This is a genomic window from Devosia sp. MC521, assembly GCF_014127105.1.
In the GTDB taxonomy this organism is placed as follows: domain Bacteria; phylum Pseudomonadota; class Alphaproteobacteria; order Rhizobiales; family Devosiaceae; genus Devosia.
This window is the reverse complement of sequence record NZ_CP059902.1, coordinates 2,820,001-2,838,974: the sequence shown is the minus strand read 5'-3', so window position 1 is coordinate 2,838,974 and position 18,974 is coordinate 2,820,001. Positions and strand designations below refer to the sequence as shown.

The 18,974-nt window shown below is 58.3% G+C and carries 16 protein-coding genes (1 of these 16 running past the window's edge); 10 read left to right on the top strand and 6 right to left on the bottom strand.

Annotated elements, in window-relative coordinates:
* Positions 1-125: 125 nt before the first annotated feature.
* The 5 genes from H4N61_RS13620 (at position 126) to H4N61_RS13600 (ending at position 3,352) form a co-directional block, all read left to right on the top strand.
* Positions 126-1,076: a nucleoside hydrolase gene (locus H4N61_RS13620; protein ID WP_182394275.1), complete on the top strand. Its 951-nt coding sequence runs from the start codon at positions 126-128 to the stop codon at positions 1,074-1,076.
* Positions 1,077-1,280: 204 nt separating this feature from the next.
* Complete coding sequence (locus H4N61_RS13615) at positions 1,281-1,445, top strand: hypothetical protein (RefSeq protein WP_182394274.1); 165 nt, start codon at positions 1,281-1,283, stop codon at positions 1,443-1,445.
* A 158-nt stretch (positions 1,446-1,603) separates the two neighbouring features.
* Positions 1,604-2,032 carry a hypothetical protein gene (locus H4N61_RS13610; protein WP_182394273.1) on the top strand — a complete coding sequence of 143 codons (429 nt, stop codon included), beginning with the start codon at positions 1,604-1,606 and terminating at the stop codon, positions 2,030-2,032.
* 41 nt (positions 2,033-2,073) lie between these two features.
* Entirely contained in the window at positions 2,074-3,045 is a 972-nt protein-coding gene (locus H4N61_RS13605) for an acetylxylan esterase (RefSeq protein ID WP_182394272.1), read from the top strand.
* A gap of 85 nt (positions 3,046-3,130) precedes the next feature.
* On the top strand, positions 3,131-3,352 hold the full coding sequence (locus H4N61_RS13600) for a DUF2934 domain-containing protein (RefSeq protein WP_182394271.1): 222 nt from the start codon (positions 3,131-3,133) through the stop codon (positions 3,350-3,352).
* 51 nt (positions 3,353-3,403) lie between these two features.
* Here the strand turns inward: H4N61_RS13600 and efp are convergent, their stop codons facing one another.
* Positions 3,404-3,970, bottom strand: a complete 567-nt coding sequence (gene efp / locus H4N61_RS13595) for an elongation factor P (RefSeq protein ID WP_182394270.1) — start codon at positions 3,968-3,970, stop codon at positions 3,404-3,406.
* Between the two features lie 127 nt (positions 3,971-4,097).
* Between efp and epmA the strand changes: the two genes are divergently transcribed.
* Together epmA and H4N61_RS13585 are read left to right on the top strand one after the other, a co-directional pair.
* Positions 4,098-5,156, top strand: a complete 1,059-nt coding sequence (epmA, locus tag H4N61_RS13590; protein ID WP_182394269.1) for an EF-P lysine aminoacylase EpmA — start codon at positions 4,098-4,100, stop codon at positions 5,154-5,156.
* Positions 5,157-5,245: 89 nt separating this feature from the next.
* The gene (locus H4N61_RS13585) at positions 5,246-6,286 is read left to right on the top strand and encodes a lysine-2,3-aminomutase-like protein (protein ID WP_248306616.1); all 1,041 of its coding nucleotides are present in this window, start codon (positions 5,246-5,248) and stop codon (positions 6,284-6,286) included.
* A gap of 32 nt (positions 6,287-6,318) precedes the next feature.
* Here the strand turns inward: H4N61_RS13585 and fabV are convergent, their stop codons facing one another.
* The 5 genes from fabV to H4N61_RS13560 all read right to left on the bottom strand — a co-directional run bounded on the left by fabV (position 6,319) and on the right by H4N61_RS13560 (position 11,823).
* Entirely contained in the window at positions 6,319-7,488 is a 1,170-nt protein-coding gene (gene fabV, locus H4N61_RS13580; protein ID WP_182394267.1) for an enoyl-ACP reductase FabV, read from the bottom strand.
* A gap of 101 nt (positions 7,489-7,589) precedes the next feature.
* Entirely contained in the window at positions 7,590-8,240 is a 651-nt protein-coding gene (locus tag H4N61_RS13575) for a glutathione S-transferase (RefSeq protein WP_182394266.1), read from the bottom strand.
* A gap of 3 nt (positions 8,241-8,243) precedes the next feature.
* Positions 8,244-9,956, bottom strand: a complete 1,713-nt coding sequence (locus H4N61_RS13570) for a Rieske 2Fe-2S domain-containing protein (protein ID WP_182394265.1) — start codon at positions 9,954-9,956, stop codon at positions 8,244-8,246.
* A gap of 102 nt (positions 9,957-10,058) precedes the next feature.
* On the bottom strand, positions 10,059-10,955 hold the full coding sequence (locus H4N61_RS13565; RefSeq protein ID WP_169195940.1) for an aromatic ring-hydroxylating dioxygenase subunit alpha: 897 nt from the start codon (positions 10,953-10,955) through the stop codon (positions 10,059-10,061).
* Between the two features lie 91 nt (positions 10,956-11,046).
* Positions 11,047-11,823: an SDR family NAD(P)-dependent oxidoreductase gene (locus H4N61_RS13560; RefSeq protein ID WP_169196035.1), complete on the bottom strand. Its 777-nt coding sequence runs from the start codon at positions 11,821-11,823 to the stop codon at positions 11,047-11,049.
* Between the two features lie 294 nt (positions 11,824-12,117).
* Between H4N61_RS13560 and H4N61_RS13555 the strand changes: the two genes are divergently transcribed.
* The 3 genes from H4N61_RS13555 to H4N61_RS13545 form a co-directional block, all read left to right on the top strand.
* Positions 12,118-14,019 carry an autotransporter assembly complex family protein gene (locus H4N61_RS13555; protein ID WP_248306615.1) on the top strand — a complete coding sequence of 634 codons (1,902 nt, stop codon included), beginning with the start codon at positions 12,118-12,120 and terminating at the stop codon, positions 14,017-14,019.
* Positions 14,019-18,353, top strand: coding sequence for a translocation/assembly module TamB domain-containing protein (locus H4N61_RS13550; protein ID WP_182394264.1), 4,335 nt, complete (start codon positions 14,019-14,021; stop codon positions 18,351-18,353). Before H4N61_RS13555 ends, H4N61_RS13550 begins: the two co-directional genes overlap by 1 nt.
* 133 nt (positions 18,354-18,486) lie before the next feature.
* A protein-coding gene (locus tag H4N61_RS13545) for an MFS transporter (protein ID WP_182394263.1) crosses the window boundary here: on the top strand, positions 18,487-18,974 show its start. Its footprint extends 763 nt past the window's final position; only the first 488 of its 1,251 coding nucleotides appear in the window; the start codon lies at positions 18,487-18,489; its stop codon lies beyond the right edge, outside the window.

Genomic DNA, 18,974 nt, shown 5'->3' with positions numbered 1-18,974 from the left:
CCCTCCCAAGTCAGACGAACGTATTTTTGATCGTTTGGTCAAAAATGGTTCATAGTCAAGCGGGATGTACTAGGGGGACGCCGATATTTGCTATACACCAGCCTCAGACACAAAGGACTAATCGCATGAAGGTCATTTTCGACACCGATCCAGGCATCGATGATGCTATGGCGCTGCTGTATATCAGCAAGCTGCCACAACTCGAACTTCTGGGCATTACCACTGTTGTGGGCAATGCCGACATTGCGACGACGACCCGTAATGCGCTGGTACTGCGTGAAATGTTTGGCATTTCTGCTCCGGTCGCGCGCGGCGCCGGCGAAACGCTGGACGGCGTCTACAAAGAAGAACCTGCCGCTATTCACGGTGTGAACGGCTTGGGTGATGTGGAACTGCCGGAAGTCGACGAATCTGGTCTGGCGCCGGTTTCGGCGACCCAGTTCATCATCGATACCGTGCGCAAGTATCCAGGCGAAGTGACCATTATTGCTGTTGGCCGTATGACCAATCTGGCTCTGGCGCTGCGTCAGGACCCAGAAGTGGCCAAGCTGACCAAACAGGTCATCATCATGGGCGGCGCGTTCGGCTATAAGGGCCGTTCGGGCAATATGACCCCGCTGGCCGAAGCCAATATCTGCGGTGACCCGGTTGCAGCCGACGAAATGTTTGCGGCAGAATGGCCGGTGCATGTCATCGGGCTCGATGTCACGCACGATATTATCGTTACCGATAAGATGCTTGACGTGGTTGCTGAAAAGGGCGGCGACAACGGCAAGTTCATCCGTGACGTGTCTCAGCTTTATGCTGATTTCTACAAGGCCGTGATGGACATCGATGGCGTGGTTGGCCACGACATGGTTGCAGTGACCTACGCTTTGTTCCCAGAATGGTTTGAAACCCGTACTGGTCCGATTGTGGTGATCCGCGATGGTCTAGCCGCAGGTCAGACGGCGCAGTGGCCCGATAGCCGCAAGGGTGGTCACCCGGCGTGGACTGGTCGTCGCTCCAACACGATCTGCACGGAAATTCAGGCCGATAAGGTGCTGCAACACTTTATGGACACAGTCGGGCGCTAACGCGCCCGACATAGGGCTGGTTGAGTAGGATATATCCGCGCACGGGAGGGGGGCTTTCGGCACTCAAATATCCCGAAAAATACCTTCCCCTTTTTGGCGTACATCTTATTAACCGGCTGTTATTCCAAAATTATCTCGAATTGGCTTGGCAGAATATTCGTTTATTCGATAGCCTAGCTGCAGTCCTCGACCGTGGGGCCCCGATTGCATTTTACAATTGGGAAGGTCGAGGCAGTCGCCGCAGGCGGTGCTGGCTTTGGTCAGCGCGGTCGTAGCGATACGTGTGGTGCGGTGGCAGCGACATTGGTGGTGGCCGGATATCCAACACCCGTCGCCGTCGCCGCCGCACTGTTGATGCGCTCGGTGTGAGCGCTCCCATTGCTTTAGCGTTCCCCTATTGCCACTCATTGCTCACATAGGCTCTGTGTGCGGGCCAGAACTCGCGGTTTTTCTCTGCGTCGGGACAAAACTGAGGACTTTACTGCCTGTAAAATTTGCGTAGGTTCTTGCCCTAGAGGCGCGTACCCATGGCAGATGACGATTCCAGCAGCGGCTTTGGAGAGGCGGCCCAAGCGTTCTTTGACTATTCAGAGATCGCCACCCTCGCTAACCGCTTGATGGAACAATACCGTTTCCGCTGTGCGGTGAGCGGCGCGGATCTTTCAAACAAAAATCTTGAGCCGACGGTGTTCTTCCTCCAGCCCTTGGAGCATGGTGGCCGTATTCATCCCGAGAATGCGGTTCTGGTTGAGCGCGCTAGCGGGCGCTTGTTACAATCGGGATTAGTCCTGATATCCGACGCTTTCGAGGCCTTTATTGCTCGCGCTGATCTCATGGATAGCAGTGCGCGATCACTGCCGAGTGGCGTCCGAAAATTGTTTCTCCCTGACAGTGCAGAATTTTGGCCAAGCACGGCCATGATCGCCTATCATCGAAGTCTATTCCGCGCGCAGTGATTTGTGCTGCGTGCGCTGTCCTGTTGGCCGGAGCTTTGAAAGTGCCCTTTCCCGATCTGCAACACCCCGCTATCGACGCCTATGAAAGCCAGGTGACGATGCCTGATGATTTTGCTGCCTTTTGGGACAGCACACTGGCAGAGGCCCGCTCCGCGGGCGGGGAAGTGGTGATCACCCCGGCTGAGACAACGCTCAAGCTGGTGGAGGTTTTTGATGTGACCTTTCCCGGCTTTGGTGGGCATCCGGTAAAGGGGTGGCTTGCGCTGCCGAAACATCGTCCAGAAAAACTGCCGCTGCTGGTGCAGTTTGTCGGTTATGGCGGTGGCCGGGGGTTCCCTCATGAACTCTTGCATTGGGCCGCATCTGGCTATGCTTATTTCCGTATGGATACACGCGGACAAGGCTCAAGTTGGAGCATGGGGGCAACGCCAGATCCTGTCGGCTCGACCAGCCAGATTCCGGGCATGATGACCAAGGGCGTGCTCGACAAAAACGACTATTACTACCGCCGCGTCTTTACTGACGGCGTTCGGGCGCTCGACGCGATGATTGGGCAAGACTTCGTTGACCCAACCCGCGTAGCCGTCAACGGTGGCTCGCAGGGCGGTGGTATTGCCATTGCTGTGGCCGGGCTCGATCCTCGCGTTAAAGCTGTGATGCCGGACGTGCCGTTCCTCTGCGATTTCCCGCGTTCGGTCCGTCAGGCCGGGCGCGATCCCTATCTTGAAATCGTGCGTTTCCTTGCTCAGCATCGGGAAAAAACCGCGCAGGTGTTTGATACCCTGCGTTATTTTGATGGGGTCAATTTTGCTCGGCGCAGCTCGGCAGCGGCGCTGTTCTCTGTTGGAATGATGGACGACATTTGTCCACCATCCACCGTTTTTGCGGCGTTTAAGGCCTTCTCGGGCAGCGATAAAACGCTCGTGGAATATGAATTTAACAACCACGAAGGCGGAGGTCCTTTCCAGGACCGTGCGCAAATGAAGTGGCTCACAGAGCGCTTCCAGCCTTAAGGGTCACGCTTTAGTTAGTACGGAACAAGTGGGCCACTCGCGCGGTTGATAGATTACGTGACCTTTCAACGGTGTGGGTGCCTAAGTGCATAAAAATACGGTTATGGCGGAGCGAGTTCGTCAGACAGCCTATTTTCTTTGGGAGCAGGATGGGTGCCCGGAAGGGCAGGCCATGGACTATTGGCTCAAGGCCAAGGGCGCGCATCAGCGGCAGCTCGCCTATGATCGTTGGCTGGCTGAAGGGACCCCGCCTGGCCGATCTTCGTCACACTGGTATGCCGCCGAAAGCGCTATCGACGACAAATAAAAAAACGGGCCCTGAGGGGCCCGTTTTTATGTCCAGCGGACGCGTCGAAGATTACTTCGCGCGTTCAACGTAGGAATTGTCTTCGGTCAGGATGACGATCTTGGTGCCCGCGTCGATGTGCGGTGGGACCATGACACGCAGGCCGTTGTTGAGGATTGCTGGCTTGTACGAAGACGAAGCTGTCTGGCCCTTAACAACCGGCTCAGTCTCAACGATTTCGAAGGTCATGCGCATTGGCAGGTCCATCGAGAGCGCGATGCCTTCGTGGGTCAGAAGGTGAACCTTCATGCCGTCCGAAAGGTAAGCCTTCTGGTCGCCGATCACGTCGTCACCAACGGTGATCTGTTCGTAGGTGGTCGGTTCCATGAAGTGGTGGCCTTCGCCATCCGAGTAGAGGTAATCGTATTCACGATCGTCAACGTCGGCCTTTTCCACCATTTCAACGGTGCGCCAGCGGCCGAGAACCTTAACGCCGTCCGAGATGCGGCGCATGGTGACGTTGGTCACCGAATTGCCCTTACCTGGGTGGACGTTTTCTGCCGTGAGGACGACGTGAAGGGCGTTGTCCTGCTCGACGACGTTGCCCTTACGCAGGGACGAGGCAATCACCTTGACCATAATTATTCCTTGTTCGTGTCGCTGGCGCGGTCTAGAGGCAATGCCATCCAGGCGCCGGAATATGTTCTGTGGAGCGCCGGATACAATATTCTGCGCCTTTTCGCCAGACCGGACCGCAAGAAACACCATGACCAAGCCATTTCCATCGGGTGAAACGCCCTGGTGGCACCCTGATCGCCATGCAGACCGCCGCCCGCTGCTCATTGGCCGGGCCAAGATCGATGCTGCTGTGCGCCTTTGGATGGCCGAGCGTGACTTCCTTGTGATCGATCCTCCGGGGCTGCAACGCTCGCCGGGGAATGAGACTCACCTGCATGCATTTGGCACGCAGATGATCGGTAATGATGGGGAAGGGCGGACCATGTATCTGCACACCTCGCCCGAGTTCACCATGAAGAAACTGCTGGCTGCGGGAGAGCGCCGCATAGCTAGCCTGCAGCACGTCTGGCGCAATCGTGAACGCTCTGCGACCCACCATCCCGAGTTCACCATGCTGGAGTGGTATAGGGTTGGCGAAACTTATGATGTCATCATTGAGGACACGGTGGCGCTGATTAAACTGGCAGCAGAAACGACCGGGATTGCTGAGTTCGCCTTTAAGGGCAGAACCTGCGATCCGCGCTTGCCCGCCGAACGTGTCAGCGTGGCCGAAGCTTTCTTGCAGTTCGCTGGTGTCGATCTTTTAGCGACCATGGACGAAGACGGAGTACCGGACGGGGAAAAGCTTGCGGCGCAAATGAAGGCTGTCGGCATGGCAATTCCTGACGATAACTCATGGAGTTACCTCTTTACGCATGTGCTCGTGGAGAAGGTTGAACCGGAACTGGGCAATGGCCGGGTGACAGTGCTTGATCGCTATCCGGCCTGTGAGGCGGCTTTGGCGCGCCGTGTTCCGGGCGATAGGCGTGTGTCTGAACGGTTCGAGGTCTATGCTTGTGGTGTGGAGCTTGCCAATGGCTTTGGCGAGCTGACAGACCCAGCTGAACAGCGTGTACGCTTTGAGGATGAGATGAACGAAAAAGCGCGCATCTATGGTGAGCGCTATCCAATCGACGAGGACTTTCTAGCAGCATTGGCCTTTATGCCGGAAGCTTCGGGTGTAGCCCTTGGCTTTGATCGCGTGGTGATGCTGGCGACGGGGGCCCAGCGCATCGATGCTGTTTTGTGGGCTCCTGTGGCGGAATGAACTCCTTGCCTAGTGTACCTGCCGACGGCGTTTCAACCCTCACTCCAGCCCTCTCCCCTGAGGGGCGAGGGAGTAGCCCTGCGCGCGCGATAAAGTCGGTTGCAGAACTACAGGCCGCAGGTTTTGCTCAGAATGTAACAGGGCTGGATGCAGTCGGGGATAAGTATGCCATTGGCATTACGCCTGCTGTCGCGGCATTGATCGACCCTAACGATCCCAATGACCCGATGGCCCGCCAATTTGTGCCGCGTGTAGAAGAGCTTACGACCACGCCGGAAGAGCGGGACGATCCCATTGGCGATCTTGCGCATTCGCCGGTTGAAGGGATCGTGCATCGCTATCCGGACCGTGTTTTGCTCAAGGCTGTGCATGTCTGCCCGGTCTATTGCCGCTTCTGTTTCCGCCGCGAAATGGTGGGGCCGCAGGGGTTAGGGACGCTGACGCCAGCGGAGCTGGACGCTGCGATTGCCTATATCGCTGAGCATGAGGAAATCTGGGAAGTCATCCTTACCGGTGGCGATCCGCTGGTGCTCTCGCCGCGCCGGTTGCGTGATTTGATGGAGCGTCTGGCACCGATTGAACACGTAAAAATCGTTAGATTTCATACACGTGTGCCGGTGGTTGAGCCGGAACGGGTTGATGATGCGATGGTTTCGGCGCTTAGGGCTTCGGGCAAGACGACCTATCTGGCGGTGCATGCCAATCATCCGCGTGAGTTTACGGCAGTTGCCAAAACCGCGTTCGCCCGGTTGGTGGAAGGTGGCGTTGCTCTTGTCAGCCAGAGCGTGCTTTTGGCGGGGGTCAATGACGACTTTGATACGCTCGCCGCTTTGATGCGTGGTTTTGTCGAAAACCGCATTAAACCCTACTACTTACACCACCCGGACTTGGCGCCGGGCACGGGGCATTTCCGGGTTTCCGTGGAGCGGGGTCAGGAATTGGTGGCGCAATTGCGCGGACGGTTATCGGGGCTGTGCCAGCCGACCTACGTGCTCGATATTCCCGGTGGACATGGGAAATCTCCTTTGGCCGTTTCTATGGCCCAATTGGCCGATCAGGGGCATTTAGTGGCCGATTGGCAGGGCAATGTGCATCAATATCCGCCCAAAATGCCAAATTCTGAACAATAAAAAAGGGGCGCCGGAGCGCCCCTAAACTTTGATTACTCGACGATCCGAGGATCAACGTCCTGGGAGTAGTCCACGCCGCCAACGGCAAAGCCGAAGAGGCGCATGAACTCTTCACGGTACTTCGGCAGGTCCGCGAGATCGGCAAGGGTCTCGGTGGAGAGTTCTGCCCAACGCTTCTTGAGTTCGGCCTGCATGGCTTCGGAGAGTTCCCAATCGTCAACACGAATGCGGTTCTCGTCGTCCAGCGCAACGTCGCCCTGAAGCTTTTCGCGGAAGAGGCGATCGATCTGGTGGATTGGGCCTTCGCCCAGGCCCAGTTCGTCCTCGACCTTGATCAAGAGCGTACCATAGAGCGGAACGACGGGGATTGCCGAGCTTGCCTGTGTGACAACAGCCTTGAGCGCAACAACGTTTGCCGAGTCCTTGCCGTGGCTGGCGCGGATGGCAGCTGCAGCACGGTCGAGGTCAGCCTTAGCGCGGCCAAGAGTGCCTTTGTGGTAAATCGGCCAAGTCAGCTCTGAGCCGAGATAGGTGTAGTTGAGGGTGCGGAAGCCATCAGCGAGAACGCCAGCTTCGGCGAGCGCCGCAATCCAGAGTTCCCAGTCTTCGCCGCCCATAACCTTGACGGTCGCCTGAGCTTCTTCTTCGGTCGCCGGTTCAACGGTGATTTCAGAAACTTCACCAGTGCCCGTGTTGAGCGTCTTGGAGGTGACCTGCGAACCGTATGGCTTGATGGCCGAACGGTAGGTGACGCCGTCCTTGGGGTCGGTGCGGACTGGAGAAGCGAGCGAGTAGACGATGAGGTCAACCTGACCCAAGTTCGCCTTGATCGCTTCGATGGTCTCAGCCTTTACCGCGTCCGAGAAGGCGTCGCCTTCAATGGTGACGGCCTTGCGACCAGCAGCCTTGGCGCGGTTCTCGAAGGCACGGTTGTTGTACCAGCCAGCCGACGCTGGCTTGGCTTCACCGGGCTCGCGTTCGAAGGAAACACCAACGGTGTCGGCATCAGAGCCGAAAGTGGTGACGATGCGCGAGGCAAGGCCATAGCCCGTGGAGCAGCCGAGCACGAGAACGCGCTTGCGATCTGACGGGATAGCGCCCTTGATCGTGACGTGATCAATCTGGTTTTGCACATTGCGGGCGCAACCAGTTGGGTGAGCGGTAGTGCAGATAAAGCCGCGAATTTTGGGCTCGATAATCATGAGAATAACTCCTCGATCTTGCCACGCTGATAGCGTTTATGGCGGCTGGTTTCCAGCCGCCACGGGTTGTTTTGCCCGCTAGGGGCAAATTTGAAGGTGATTTATGCGCTTTCCTTGGCCTTGCCGGCCGGGAAAATGCCTGACATGACCATGAAGCCGGGTATGCGACGGACGCGGTCGGTCCAACGGCGGAGCGCTGGATAGTCCTGACGGGAAATGCCGCCTTCTTCCGAAAGCATGACATAAGGGAAGCAGGCGATGTCGGCCGTGGTCGGGTGGGATGGCGAGCAGAGCCAATCGCGGCCCTGGCGTTCGCCGAACCACAAATGCTCGTCCATCAGGCGGAAGATGCGGTGAGCACCGGCCTGAACCTTTTCGATGTTGAAATCATAACCATAGCCGAGGGCAAGACGCGCTGCCGAGCTGGTGGAGGTGATGTCATCGGCGACCGAGTGCCAACGCAGGATTTCTGCGGTGACGGCAGGAGTGTCCGGGAACCATTGGTCGGTGGTGTCATATTTCTTGGCCAGATAGGCGAGGATTGCCCCTGAGTCCGAAAGGACGAGGTCATCGTCTTTCAGCACCGGAAGCTGGCCGAAGGGATTGAGGCGCAAGAACCAGTCGGACTTGTGCTCCTTGCCGGGGAAGAATTCCACCGGATGCATATCGGCAGGCTGGTTCAGGATGTTGAGCAGCAGGCGGACTTTATAGCAGTTGCCCGAAAGCTCGAAATCATAAAGCGTGATGGCCATGGGTTAGATATCCAATACCAGACGAGAGGATTTGGCACGGCTGACGCAGGTCATCATGCAGGTGTTGGAGGCTTTTTCGGTCTTGTTCAGGTAGACGTCCTGATGGTCAACCTCGCCTTCCATGACGCCGGTGAGGCAGGTGCCGCAGGCGCCTTGTTCACACGAGGACGGCACGGTGAGGCCAGCTTCTCGCATGACTTCCAGAATGGTCTTGCCAGCCGGGACGTGCAGCGTCATCGCCGAACGGGCCAGTTCGATGTCGAAAGCGGAAGAGCTGTCGATCTCGGTGGTGTTCTGGAAATATTCGAAGTGGATGGCTTCATCCGGCCAACCGAGTTCGGTGGCGGTGTCGCGGACCATTTCCAGCAGGGGGCCGGGGCCGCAGATATAGACGTGGTTGGAGAAGTCGTAAGCGCCGAGGACTTCGGTGACCTTGGCTTTCACCGCTACCGGATCAAGGCCGAGATGATTGGTGATCGCGCCATGCAGCGCGCCAAGCTCGCTCTTGAAAGCGAGGTTTTCTTCGTTGCGCGCGAAGTAGTGCATTTCATAGGGCAGGCTCGACTTGTCGAGGAAGCGAGCCATGGAGAGGATCGGCGTGATGCCGATGCCGCCAGCGATAAGCACGGTGCGGGTCGCGTCGCGGCGGAGCGGGAAGTTGTTGCGTGGCTCGGAAATGGCCAGCACGTCGCCTTCGCGCACGGTTTCTACCAGCGCTTTGGAGCCGCCCTTGGAGGCGTTCTCAAGCTTGACGCCAATAACATAGGACGAGAGGTCGCCCGGGCCGTTGGTCAGCGAATATTGGCGGATGAGACCGTTGGGCAGGTGCACGTCGATATGCGCGCCAGGCTGGAAAGTCGGCATGTGCTTGCCGTCGCGGTCGGCGAACTGGAAGGCCATGATGCCATCGGCGGTCTGCCACTTGCGTTTGACCACGACAGGCATGGTGTTGCCACGCGGTACGGCAATATCGGGCATGGTGGAGAGCTCTACCGATACCTTTTCGAACGCTGGTTCGAGCGGCGTTGGCTGGCCGGCCTTACGCATTTGCGCGCGTTCGAGACGATCGCGCAGCTTGGTGAGAAGCTCATTGTAGTGGCGCAGGATCGCCAGCTCGTCGGACGGCTTGCCTTCTACGAGGCCACGGATTTGTGCGCGGGTGGCGTCAATCGGCTGGACGAAGAAAATTGCGTGGCCAAGACGGACCGCCATTGCAGGCAGGATTTCGGCTGGCTGATCATCGGGCGCAAGTCGCGCTAGACCGGCGACCACATCTTCAGGTTCAGCATTGATCGGGATGGGGCGCAGCGCAAACCAGTCGCCGCTTTCAGAGCCCGGGAAGGGCGAGAAGGGCAGGTCTTCATTAGCAGCCGACCAGATGAGGCCGAAAGCTTCTTTGACGGGGTATTTGCGGTTTTCAATGCGGCGCGCAGGAGCGTCGGCGGGGTGAGCCGGAATGTAGGTGCAGCCAGCGGACTGATTGGCATAACGCCAGCCGTGGTATTGGCACTTGAGTTCTTGGCCTTCATTGATGCCGATGGAAAGACGGACGCCGCGGTGCAGGCAGCGATTTTCCCAGACGTTCACATTGCCGTCGTCAGCGCGCCAAACGGCGAGCTCGCGGCCAAGCAATTGTCCTTGGTAGACGTGGCGGAATGGTAGGTCATCGCTTGAGGCGATTGGGTACCAATTTGGGTCGGAGAGGGACAGGGCCATGTCGATCTGATCCGAGTGGTTGGATCGCGCCACGATCTTGATTTAGTCGTCGCACTCCCTGGCGTACGGGGAGGCCGAATGCGTCTCGGAAGAGAGGCGTGATTAGCTCGCTTGTGGGATCACACCGTAGGTGATGCCCTTCTGACTGAGCCAGCGGCGGTAAGCGATGGCGCTTTTATCAGCGCGGATCGGGGTTTCAGAACGCGGATCAAGCGGAAGCTTTTTCGGGTACTGATTTTCGAGGATCGGCTTATCCTGACCGAAAATGGTCTGTTGGAAGCGGCGGAGATCTTCGAGGGAGGAATAGCTGTCGATCATCGACTGCAGCAGGTGAGCGCGGCAGGTTTCCTGAGTCATCGGCTGGAGAAGAATTGCGATGACGTCGCGACGGCTTTCGTCTTCTGGGCAGGACTTATAAAGAACCGAGCAGAAGGGGTGCGGCACGCGGTAGACATATTCTACTTCCATCGGCTTGGTGGCCGACTTGGCAGCGCGTGGCTGGATGAACTTGCACTTGGTGGCGAGCACTTCGTCGCGTTCTTCCGACACTTCTACGTCGTATTCCTTCACTTCCGTATGGGGTTCAGCGCCGAGAATGTCGGTGTGAACATAAGGGAAGTGGCCCATGTCGAGGAAGTTCTCAACGGCACGAGGCGCCGAGCAGGCAATGCCGATGGAGCCGCAGTTCATATTCTTGCGGTCGGGTTCGGCAAATTCTGGGATGGGGAACAGGGCTATGGTTGGATTACCGAGGCAAGTCCACGTGTAGCCATAAGCGGTTTTCACCGGGAGGCGGTCGAGGATGGACTCGGCGTCGATGTCGTCGCCGTCTTCCTCATTGCTGCGCAGCCAAACAACCGGTTCGCCATCAACCCCACGGGTCATGGAGATTTTGCGGTCGAGCAGCATGGTGTTTTCAACGAGCCCGATCTTAAGCTCGTCCGTGGCTGCAATCACGTGCCAAAGGTCACGTGTGAATGGGTCCAGGTCAGTTGTCATGGGGCCTATCTCATTATTGCCCCGTGATCATACAAATCTAAGCGCGCGGCGTCACTGGAAACTTGGCCGCAGCCGCGCGCCCTCGTGCGACTTATTTCTCGCGGTAGATGTCAAACGCGCCGATCGCTTGTGTCGTCGCCATAAGCTGGATCTTGTTGACGTTCACGTGTTCGGGCAAAGAGGTGGCCCAGAAGATGCTTTCAGCAATGTCTTCGGCCGTCATCGGCTTGGTGCCCTTATAGACATTGTCGGCCTTGTTCTGGTCGCCTGCAAAGCGAACGACAGAAAACTCGGTTTCGGTCAGGCCCGGCTCAATATCGGTGACGCGGACGTTCTTGCCTTGCAAGTCCGAGCGAATGGCGAGGGCGAAGTGTTTTACGAAAGCCTTGGACGCCGCATAGACCGAAGCGCCGGGATAGGTGAATTCACCCGCGACTGAGCCCAAGGTGACAACGTGGCCGCCGCCGCGTTCAACGAGCCCAGGCAGCAGCAGGCGCACCGTGTAGACAAGGCCAGAAATATTGGTGTCGATCATGGTCTGCCAGTCGTCGAGGCTGGCTTCGTGGGCAGGGCCGAGGCCAAGCGCTAGGCCAGCGTTGGCGAGGACAATGTTGATGTTCTTGAAGGGACCGGGAATGTCAGCGATGGCCGCTTCAATGGCGGCGCGATCGCGGACATCGAGCTCGATGATGTGACAATTCTCGGCGCCAAGCTCGATCTGCAGATCGATCAAGCGATCCATACGACGCCCTGTGGCAATCACTTTGGCACCCGCTGCCACATAGCGGCGAGCGGCGGCCTGACCAAAACCCGAGGTTGCGCCTGTGATGAAAACGATAAAGCGGCTTGCGTCGAGCAGCTGATACATACCGGGTCCTAGAAGGAATTTCAGTGTTGAGTGGTGGCTATGCTGTACCGCCATGCCGCGCGCGTCAACGTCGTTGCCCATGCGCCACTCTGATCAAGGAATGCCACGAAAAATACCAAGAAGGGTATTTTTGAGCTCTGGATCAGCTTAAACTGGTTAACGGTCGTTCACGACTATGCGATCCGCTTGGGAGTTGCTGCAGGTTTAACTCTTTGTTTCCGTAACGGAATCAATTGTGTGCTTCAGCCCCGTATCTGGTTTGTTGCGTAATAGGGCAGGTTACCTTTGTTCAAAGTGCGTCTCGTTTCGAGTTTTGGCGCTCTGTGTATCGCTGCGGCCGCACTGTCGGTTTCGGTGCTACCTGCCTCTGCGTTCGACTTTTTCGGCCTCTTCAAGAGTGATGCGGACAAGGCGGCTGAGGCCGTCGTTGTCGATCCCAAAAACTATACCGTCGTGTTTTCCAGCTCTGACGGGGGCGCGATAGAATCGGCGTTGCGCAATGCTTCGGGATTGCTCGCAGACCAAGCTGAACCCGCTTCGGGCGCAGCGGGGCTGATTGCAAAAGCGCGCGGCGATTATCGCCGTTTGCTCGCCGCTCTCTATAATGAGGGCTATTACGGAGGGGTGGTGAGTATTCGTATTGGCGGGCAAGAGGCATCAAGCCTTCCGCCCGATACCAATCTGCCCGATCAGGTTGAGGTGACGGTTTCCGTCAATCCCGGACCCGTTTTCCGTTTCAACAGTGTGGCTATTGCCAATCAGGCAGCACCGACCAGCGATCCGGGTGATCAGGTCGATGCGCCGATTATGCGTGGCTACGCGTCGGGAGAAATTGCGCGCGCCGGGGTTATTACCCGCGCCGAAGGTCTTGCGTTGGAAGCATGGCGCCAGCAGGGCTATCCCAAGGCCGAGATCGTCTCGCGCGATGTGGTTGCTGATCACAAAACCAATACGATTGACGCGTTGATCACTGTCAATCCGGGCCGCAAGGCTGGGTTCGGCGCCATTCGCGTGACCGGTGCTGATCGGATGAACCCTGATTTCGTCGCCCAGCAGACCGGCCTCGCCGTGGGTCAGGAATACGATCCGGACGAATTGAAAAAGGCGCAGAAGCGGCTTGATCGTCTCGAGGTCTTCCGTTCTGCGCGCTTTGACGCGGCGCAGGACATTGGCTCGGATGGCTTGCTGCCGTTTGAATTGACGGTCGAAGAAATGGCCGGTCGACGCTTTGGCGTTGGCGCAAATTATTCCACGACCGATGGGCTTGGCGTGGAAGGCTATCACCTGTGGCGCAATCTTTTCGGGCAAGCCGAGCGCTTGCGGCTTGATGCGCGTGTGGCCTCGATTGGTTATCCGATCGATACCGCGCAGTTTGACTATCTCTTGGGCGGCACCTTTACCAAGCCCGGTTTTTACCATCCGGACGTTGATCTGGTTGCGGCCATCGCCGCTGAGCGCAACGTCTACACGACCTATGCCGAAACCGCCGTCGGTGGCTCGCTGGGGTTGAAGTGGTATTTCTCCGATGAAATTACGCTGACAGGCGGGGTGCAGGCGAAACGGGCACGCTTTGACGATAGTTTCGGAACGCGTGACTTCGCCTATTTCGGCGCCTATGGCGGTGTCGTCTTTGACAATCGCGACAGCGCGGTGGATGCCACCGAAGGCTTCTATGCCGCTGCCACCGTCGCTCCTTGGTATGACGTTATTTATAACAAGCCGGGAGCCAAGGTTGAGGTTGAGGGGCGCACCTATTTTGGCTTTGGCGAAGACGACCAGTTCGTGCTCGCAGGGCGCGTGAAGCTAGGCGCGTTGCTCGGCCCCGATTTGGCAGAAATTTCGCCCGATCAGCTGTTCTTTGCTGGCGGTGGCGGCTCCGTGCGTGGCTACGGACACAAGTCTATCGGTGTCGACAATGGGGCAGGGGCCGAAACTGGCGGACGCTATTTGGTGGAAGGCTCTATTGAAGCCCGCGCTAAGGTGACCGAGGATATCGGCGTCGTCGCCTTCGTCGATGCTGGCTATGTCGCTGCCGACACGATTCCGAGCTTACAGGACATGCGTATCGGCGCGGGTCTTGGGGTTCGCTACTACACCGGCCTTGGGCCGCTTCGCCTTGATGTCGCCGTTCCGCTCAACAAGCGTGCGAATGATGCGCACTGGGCCATCTACGCAGGTATCGGACAGGCATTCTAATGGCAAAATTTTCGACCAAGCGCCGTCTTGTCCTTGCTGCGCTGCTGTTGGGCGGGGCCGCTGTCCCAGTGACCCTGTTCGCGCAGGACATGAGCAATGAAGAGCAGAAGGATTGGCTGACGAGTTTCGTCGAGGGCCAGCTTTCGACGCCTGAACGCCAGATCCGCCTGTCCAATATCGACGGCGTGCTTGGCTCGGACGTAACTATCCGCGAAATCAGCATTGCCGACGAAGAAGGCGTTTGGTTGCGGATCAACAATGCGGCGCTGAACTGGAACCAAGGCGCGCTGTTCTTTGGCAAGCTTGAGGTCAATTCCCTCAAGGCAGAGAGCATTGATTACCTGCGCAACGCCAAACCCGCCGAAAATTCGGTTGATCTGCCGGCGCCGGAAGCTGGCGGATTTGAAGTGCCGCAATTCCCGGTGGCCATCCAGATTGGCGAAATCGCTGTCCCAAGCGTGACCTTTGGCGAAAGCGTCTTTGGGCTTGGCTCGCGCATTGGCCTCAAGGGCTGGGTGACGCTGGAAAATGGCGATCTTGACGTCTTTGCTGATATCGACCGTGTCGATGAGCCGGGCGGAACGCTTGATCTTGATCTCAAGTATCGTCGTGAAAATGTTGAAGTGGACGTCACTTTCAATTTGGCGGAACCGCCAGATGGGGTGATCGCCAATCTGCTCAATATCGAGGGACGACCAGCAGTTGACCTCAACCTTATCGGCAAGGGGCCGGTGACTGATCTCAACGCTGAGCTGAAATTGCTGGCCAATGGCCAAGAAGCATTGGCCGGTACGGGCCGTATAGCGCAGGCGAGCGACGGTCTGGCGGTGAGCGTTGATCTTGGTGGTCCGCTCTCAACGCTGGTGGCTCAGCCCTATCGTCCGTTCTTTGGTGCGGACACGCGCCTTGGCGTCAACGCGTTGGTGCGGACGGCGGGCGGCTTTGACATTTCTGACATTCGCCTCAGTGGCGGGCAGCTGGGTCTGGTGGGCTCGGCCGAGACCACTGCGGACAATTTCCTCTCTAAGCTGGATTTGACTGCAACCATTGCTGATCCAGCGGGTGGGAAAGTGGTGCTGCCTTTGGCGGGCGCTGACACCAGCGTGCAGGGCGCAGAATTGCGTATTGGCTTTGGTACTTCGGCAGATGACAGCTGGAAGGCTGATCTCACCATCGCAAATTTTGTCACAGATGGCTTTGCCGCGCGGGACCTGGAATTCGGCGTTGGTGGCGTGGCCAAGAACTTGGCGGATCCAGCCGCGCGCCTCGTCACGTTTAATGGCGACGGCGTTTTGTCGGGCATCGCCGCTGATGCGGGCGTAGAGGCCGCCCTCGGCTCCAACGTCGGTCTGGGCCTTGCAGGCGTTTGGAACGCTGGGCAGCCGATCGATCTCGCCGAGTTCCGCATTGCCGGTAAGGCGCTGACGGCTGGGCTGGTCGGCAAGATCGACGGTACTGATTTTGACGGCACGATTTCGATCGATACATCGAGCATTGCGCCGTTCTCGTCGCTGTCCGGGCGCTCGCTGAGCGGTGGGCTAAACCTGACCGCGACTGGGCGTGTGGAAGCCGTGGGCGGTGGGTTCAACCTCGTGCTTGATGGCACGGGCGATACGCTGCGCATTGATGATCCGACTGTGGATCGTTTGCTCAACGGCGAGATACAGCTATCGGGCCGCGTGGCGCGAGATGGTGGCGGGTTCTCGGCAGAGAATTTCAAGCTCGGCAACCAGCTCATTCAGGTCACTGCGGATGGCGTCTATGCGAGCGATAGCGCCGATTTCAATATCGGCCTTGATCTATCCGATCTCGGTCTGGTGGCGGAAAATGCCTCCGGTGCCTTGCGAGTGACGGGTTCGGCCCTTTCGGAAAATGCCGAAGCGCCGCTGGTGCTGGCTTTGGACGGTGTTGTTCCGACTGGGACACTGTCTGACTACGAGCTTCGCGACGCTAAGTTCGGCGTTGCAGCGTCGCTGTTCAATGGCGCGGCCGACGGCACGATCAGCGGCAGCGCAGCGCTCGACGGGCATTTGGCGCAGCTGGCCTCGCAGTTCAAAGTCGACGAAGTTGCCCAATCGCTCTCGGGCCTGTCGTTTGACATCGCCGGAACCAATGTGACCGGGCAGGCGCTGCGTGATGCGGAGACTGGTCTCATCAACGGCGGTTTTGATATTGCTGCACCAGATGTGTCTTTGGCAGCAGCTCTGGCGCTAACCGAAGCCTCGGGCGCGCTCAATGCCAAGGTGACGCTGGCGCCAGTGGATGGCGAGCAGGGCGCGCAGCTCACTGCCAATGCCAGCGATCTCAAGGTCAGCGGCGTCGCCATTGGGCGTGCCGATGTGGCCGCAACTATTGGCGATCTCTTCGGTGTTCCGGCGATTGACGGCGTGGCAAATGCATCGACCATTGTGGCCGGGGGCACGGTGATCAACTCCGTGACCGCCAAGGCCAACCAATCTGGCGATACCACCAATTTTGATGCGCAGGCGGCGCTGGAAACGGGTACGAATATTGATCTCGCTGGCGCGTTGAGCCCAATTGCTGACGGCTATCGCCTGGCGCTTAATCGCGCCAACCTCACGCAGGGGCAGTTGGCGGCGACATTGGCGAGCCCAACTGAGCTTATTGTGGCGGGCGAAAGCGTTTCGCTCGACGCCTTGCGCTTTAATGTCGGTTCGGGATCTATAACTGCGTCCGGCACGGCGGGCGATGTTTTGGATATGCGCGTCGTCATTGACGCGCTGCCGCTCAACATCGCCAATGCCATCGTTCCATCGCTGGGTGTCGCGGGTACGCTGAATGGTGAAGCGATTGTGACGGGCGCTGCAAGCGATCCAAATGTGCGTTTCAACGCCAACGCCAATGGCATTTCGACAGCGCAGATCGGGCCCTTCGGAATTGCCCCAATCTCGGCCTCGTTGGCGGGCAGTTTTGCGGCCAACACGGTGACCATTGAGAGCCTCACGGCCAATGGGAACGGTGGGCTCAATGTATCAGGTTCGGGCCGCATTCCACTTGCTGGTGCGGACATGGCCGTGAGCATCAAGGGCTCGGCGCCGCTGGCGCTGGCAAACCGCTTCGTCGCTGACCGTGGCGCGCAGGTTTCGGGCACGGCCAGTTTTGATGCACAAGTTGGGGGATCGATTTCTAGCCCGCAATTTGGGGGCAGCGTTTCGCTGGCTGACGGCGGCTATATCGACCCAGAACTAAACCTGCGACTGCAGGGGATCACTGGTCGCGCTTCGCTTTCGGGCACAACCGCAACGGTCGAAAACCTCACGGCAAATCTTGCGACGGGCGGAAGTGTGGCGGTGGGCGGGACTATTGGTCTTAACGGCAATCTGCCTGCCAACCTTACGATAGCGATCAATTCGGCCCGCTATGCCGATGGCGATCTTTTCATCGCGACCATACGTGGTGGCCTCAAGGTAACGGGTGGCCTCATGGGGACCCCGCTCCTATCGGGCGGCTTGACCGTAGAGCAGGCCAATATCACCGTACCAGATAGCTTTGGCGGCGCAGGGCAGATAATTGATGTCGACCATCGTTCGACCCCAGCCGACGTTGAGCAGACCTTGGTTCGTGCGAAGGTCGGCACGGATGCTGCCTCTCGCTCAGCAGCTGCGGGGGCCGGTCCTCAGCTTGCGCTCGACGTCACGATTGACGCGCCTAACCAGATCTTTATTCGCGGCCGTGGGCTCGATGCTGAAGTGGGTGGTTCGCTGCGCCTGACAGGGCCGGCAAGCAATATTCAGCCGGTTGGTGCGTTCAACTTGATCCGCGGCAGGCTGTCGATCCTCGGTCAGCGCATTACCTTCACCTCGGGTGGGGTAACTCTGCTGGGTGATCTGGATCCGCAGATCAATCTCGTGGCAACGACATCAAACGACGATATCGACGTGACGGTGACTGTGTCTGGGCGCGCTTCGGCTCTGGACGTGACCTTCGGCTCCAGCCCGACGTTGCCGCAAGACGAAGTGCTCAGTCGTTTGATCTTCAACCGTCCGATCAGTGAACTATCGCCTCTGCAATTGGCGCAACTGGCGGCGGCGGCGGCTGAGTTGGTTGGCGGCGGCGGAGGAGGTCTCGTCGACAGTCTGCGCGGTGCTGCAGGCTTGGCTGACCTCGACGTTGTCACCGATGCGGAAGGCAATGTTGGCGTGAAGGCCGGGACCTACATCCAAGACAATGTCTACCTTGGCGTAACGGCTGGGGCCAATGGCCAGTCCAAGGTCAACATCAACCTCGATGTGACCGACGATTTGACTGTGCGGGGAGCTGCCGGACAGGACGGGAGTTCAAGCCTGGGCGTCTACTTCGAGCGCGATTACTAACATTTTTGGGCCGGGCTGATCATCAGTCCGGCCGTTTCTTTTGCTGTTTCGGTTCAAATGGACCAAACACGCCTTGCCAAGTGCCCACTTCCCCATCTAGTCGACGCACCATATTGCGCGAGGGGGAAGCGTCATGCTGCATCGGTCATTGATCGCCTTGGCCTTGGCAACAATAGCCTCGGTGGGCGGGACACGACTTTCGGCCGTGGCGATTCCGTGGCTGGTGCTCACCACCACCAATTCTCCCGTGCTCACTGGCGCCGTCGCCATGGCGGAACTGCTACCCTATGTGGTGGCCCAGTTTTTGGCCGGTCCCTATATTGATCGTCTCGGGGCCCGCAAAATCGCGATTTTCTGCGATCTGCTCTCCTGCCTATTGGTGCTCTGCATCCCCCTGTTGTTCGCCATTGGACTGTTCTCGGTCTGGGTGCTCATTCCGGTTGTCGCCCTCTTGGGCATGTTGCGCGGCCCATCGGATATTTCCAAGCGCTCGCTCGTCCCCATTGTGGCAAGGGCGGAAAAGATTTCGTTGGAACGTGTCACTGGCATTTTGGGCACGAGTGATCGCTTGGCTGCCACCTTGGGTGTCGCCGTGGCAGGGGTACTCATTGCCGCCGTCGG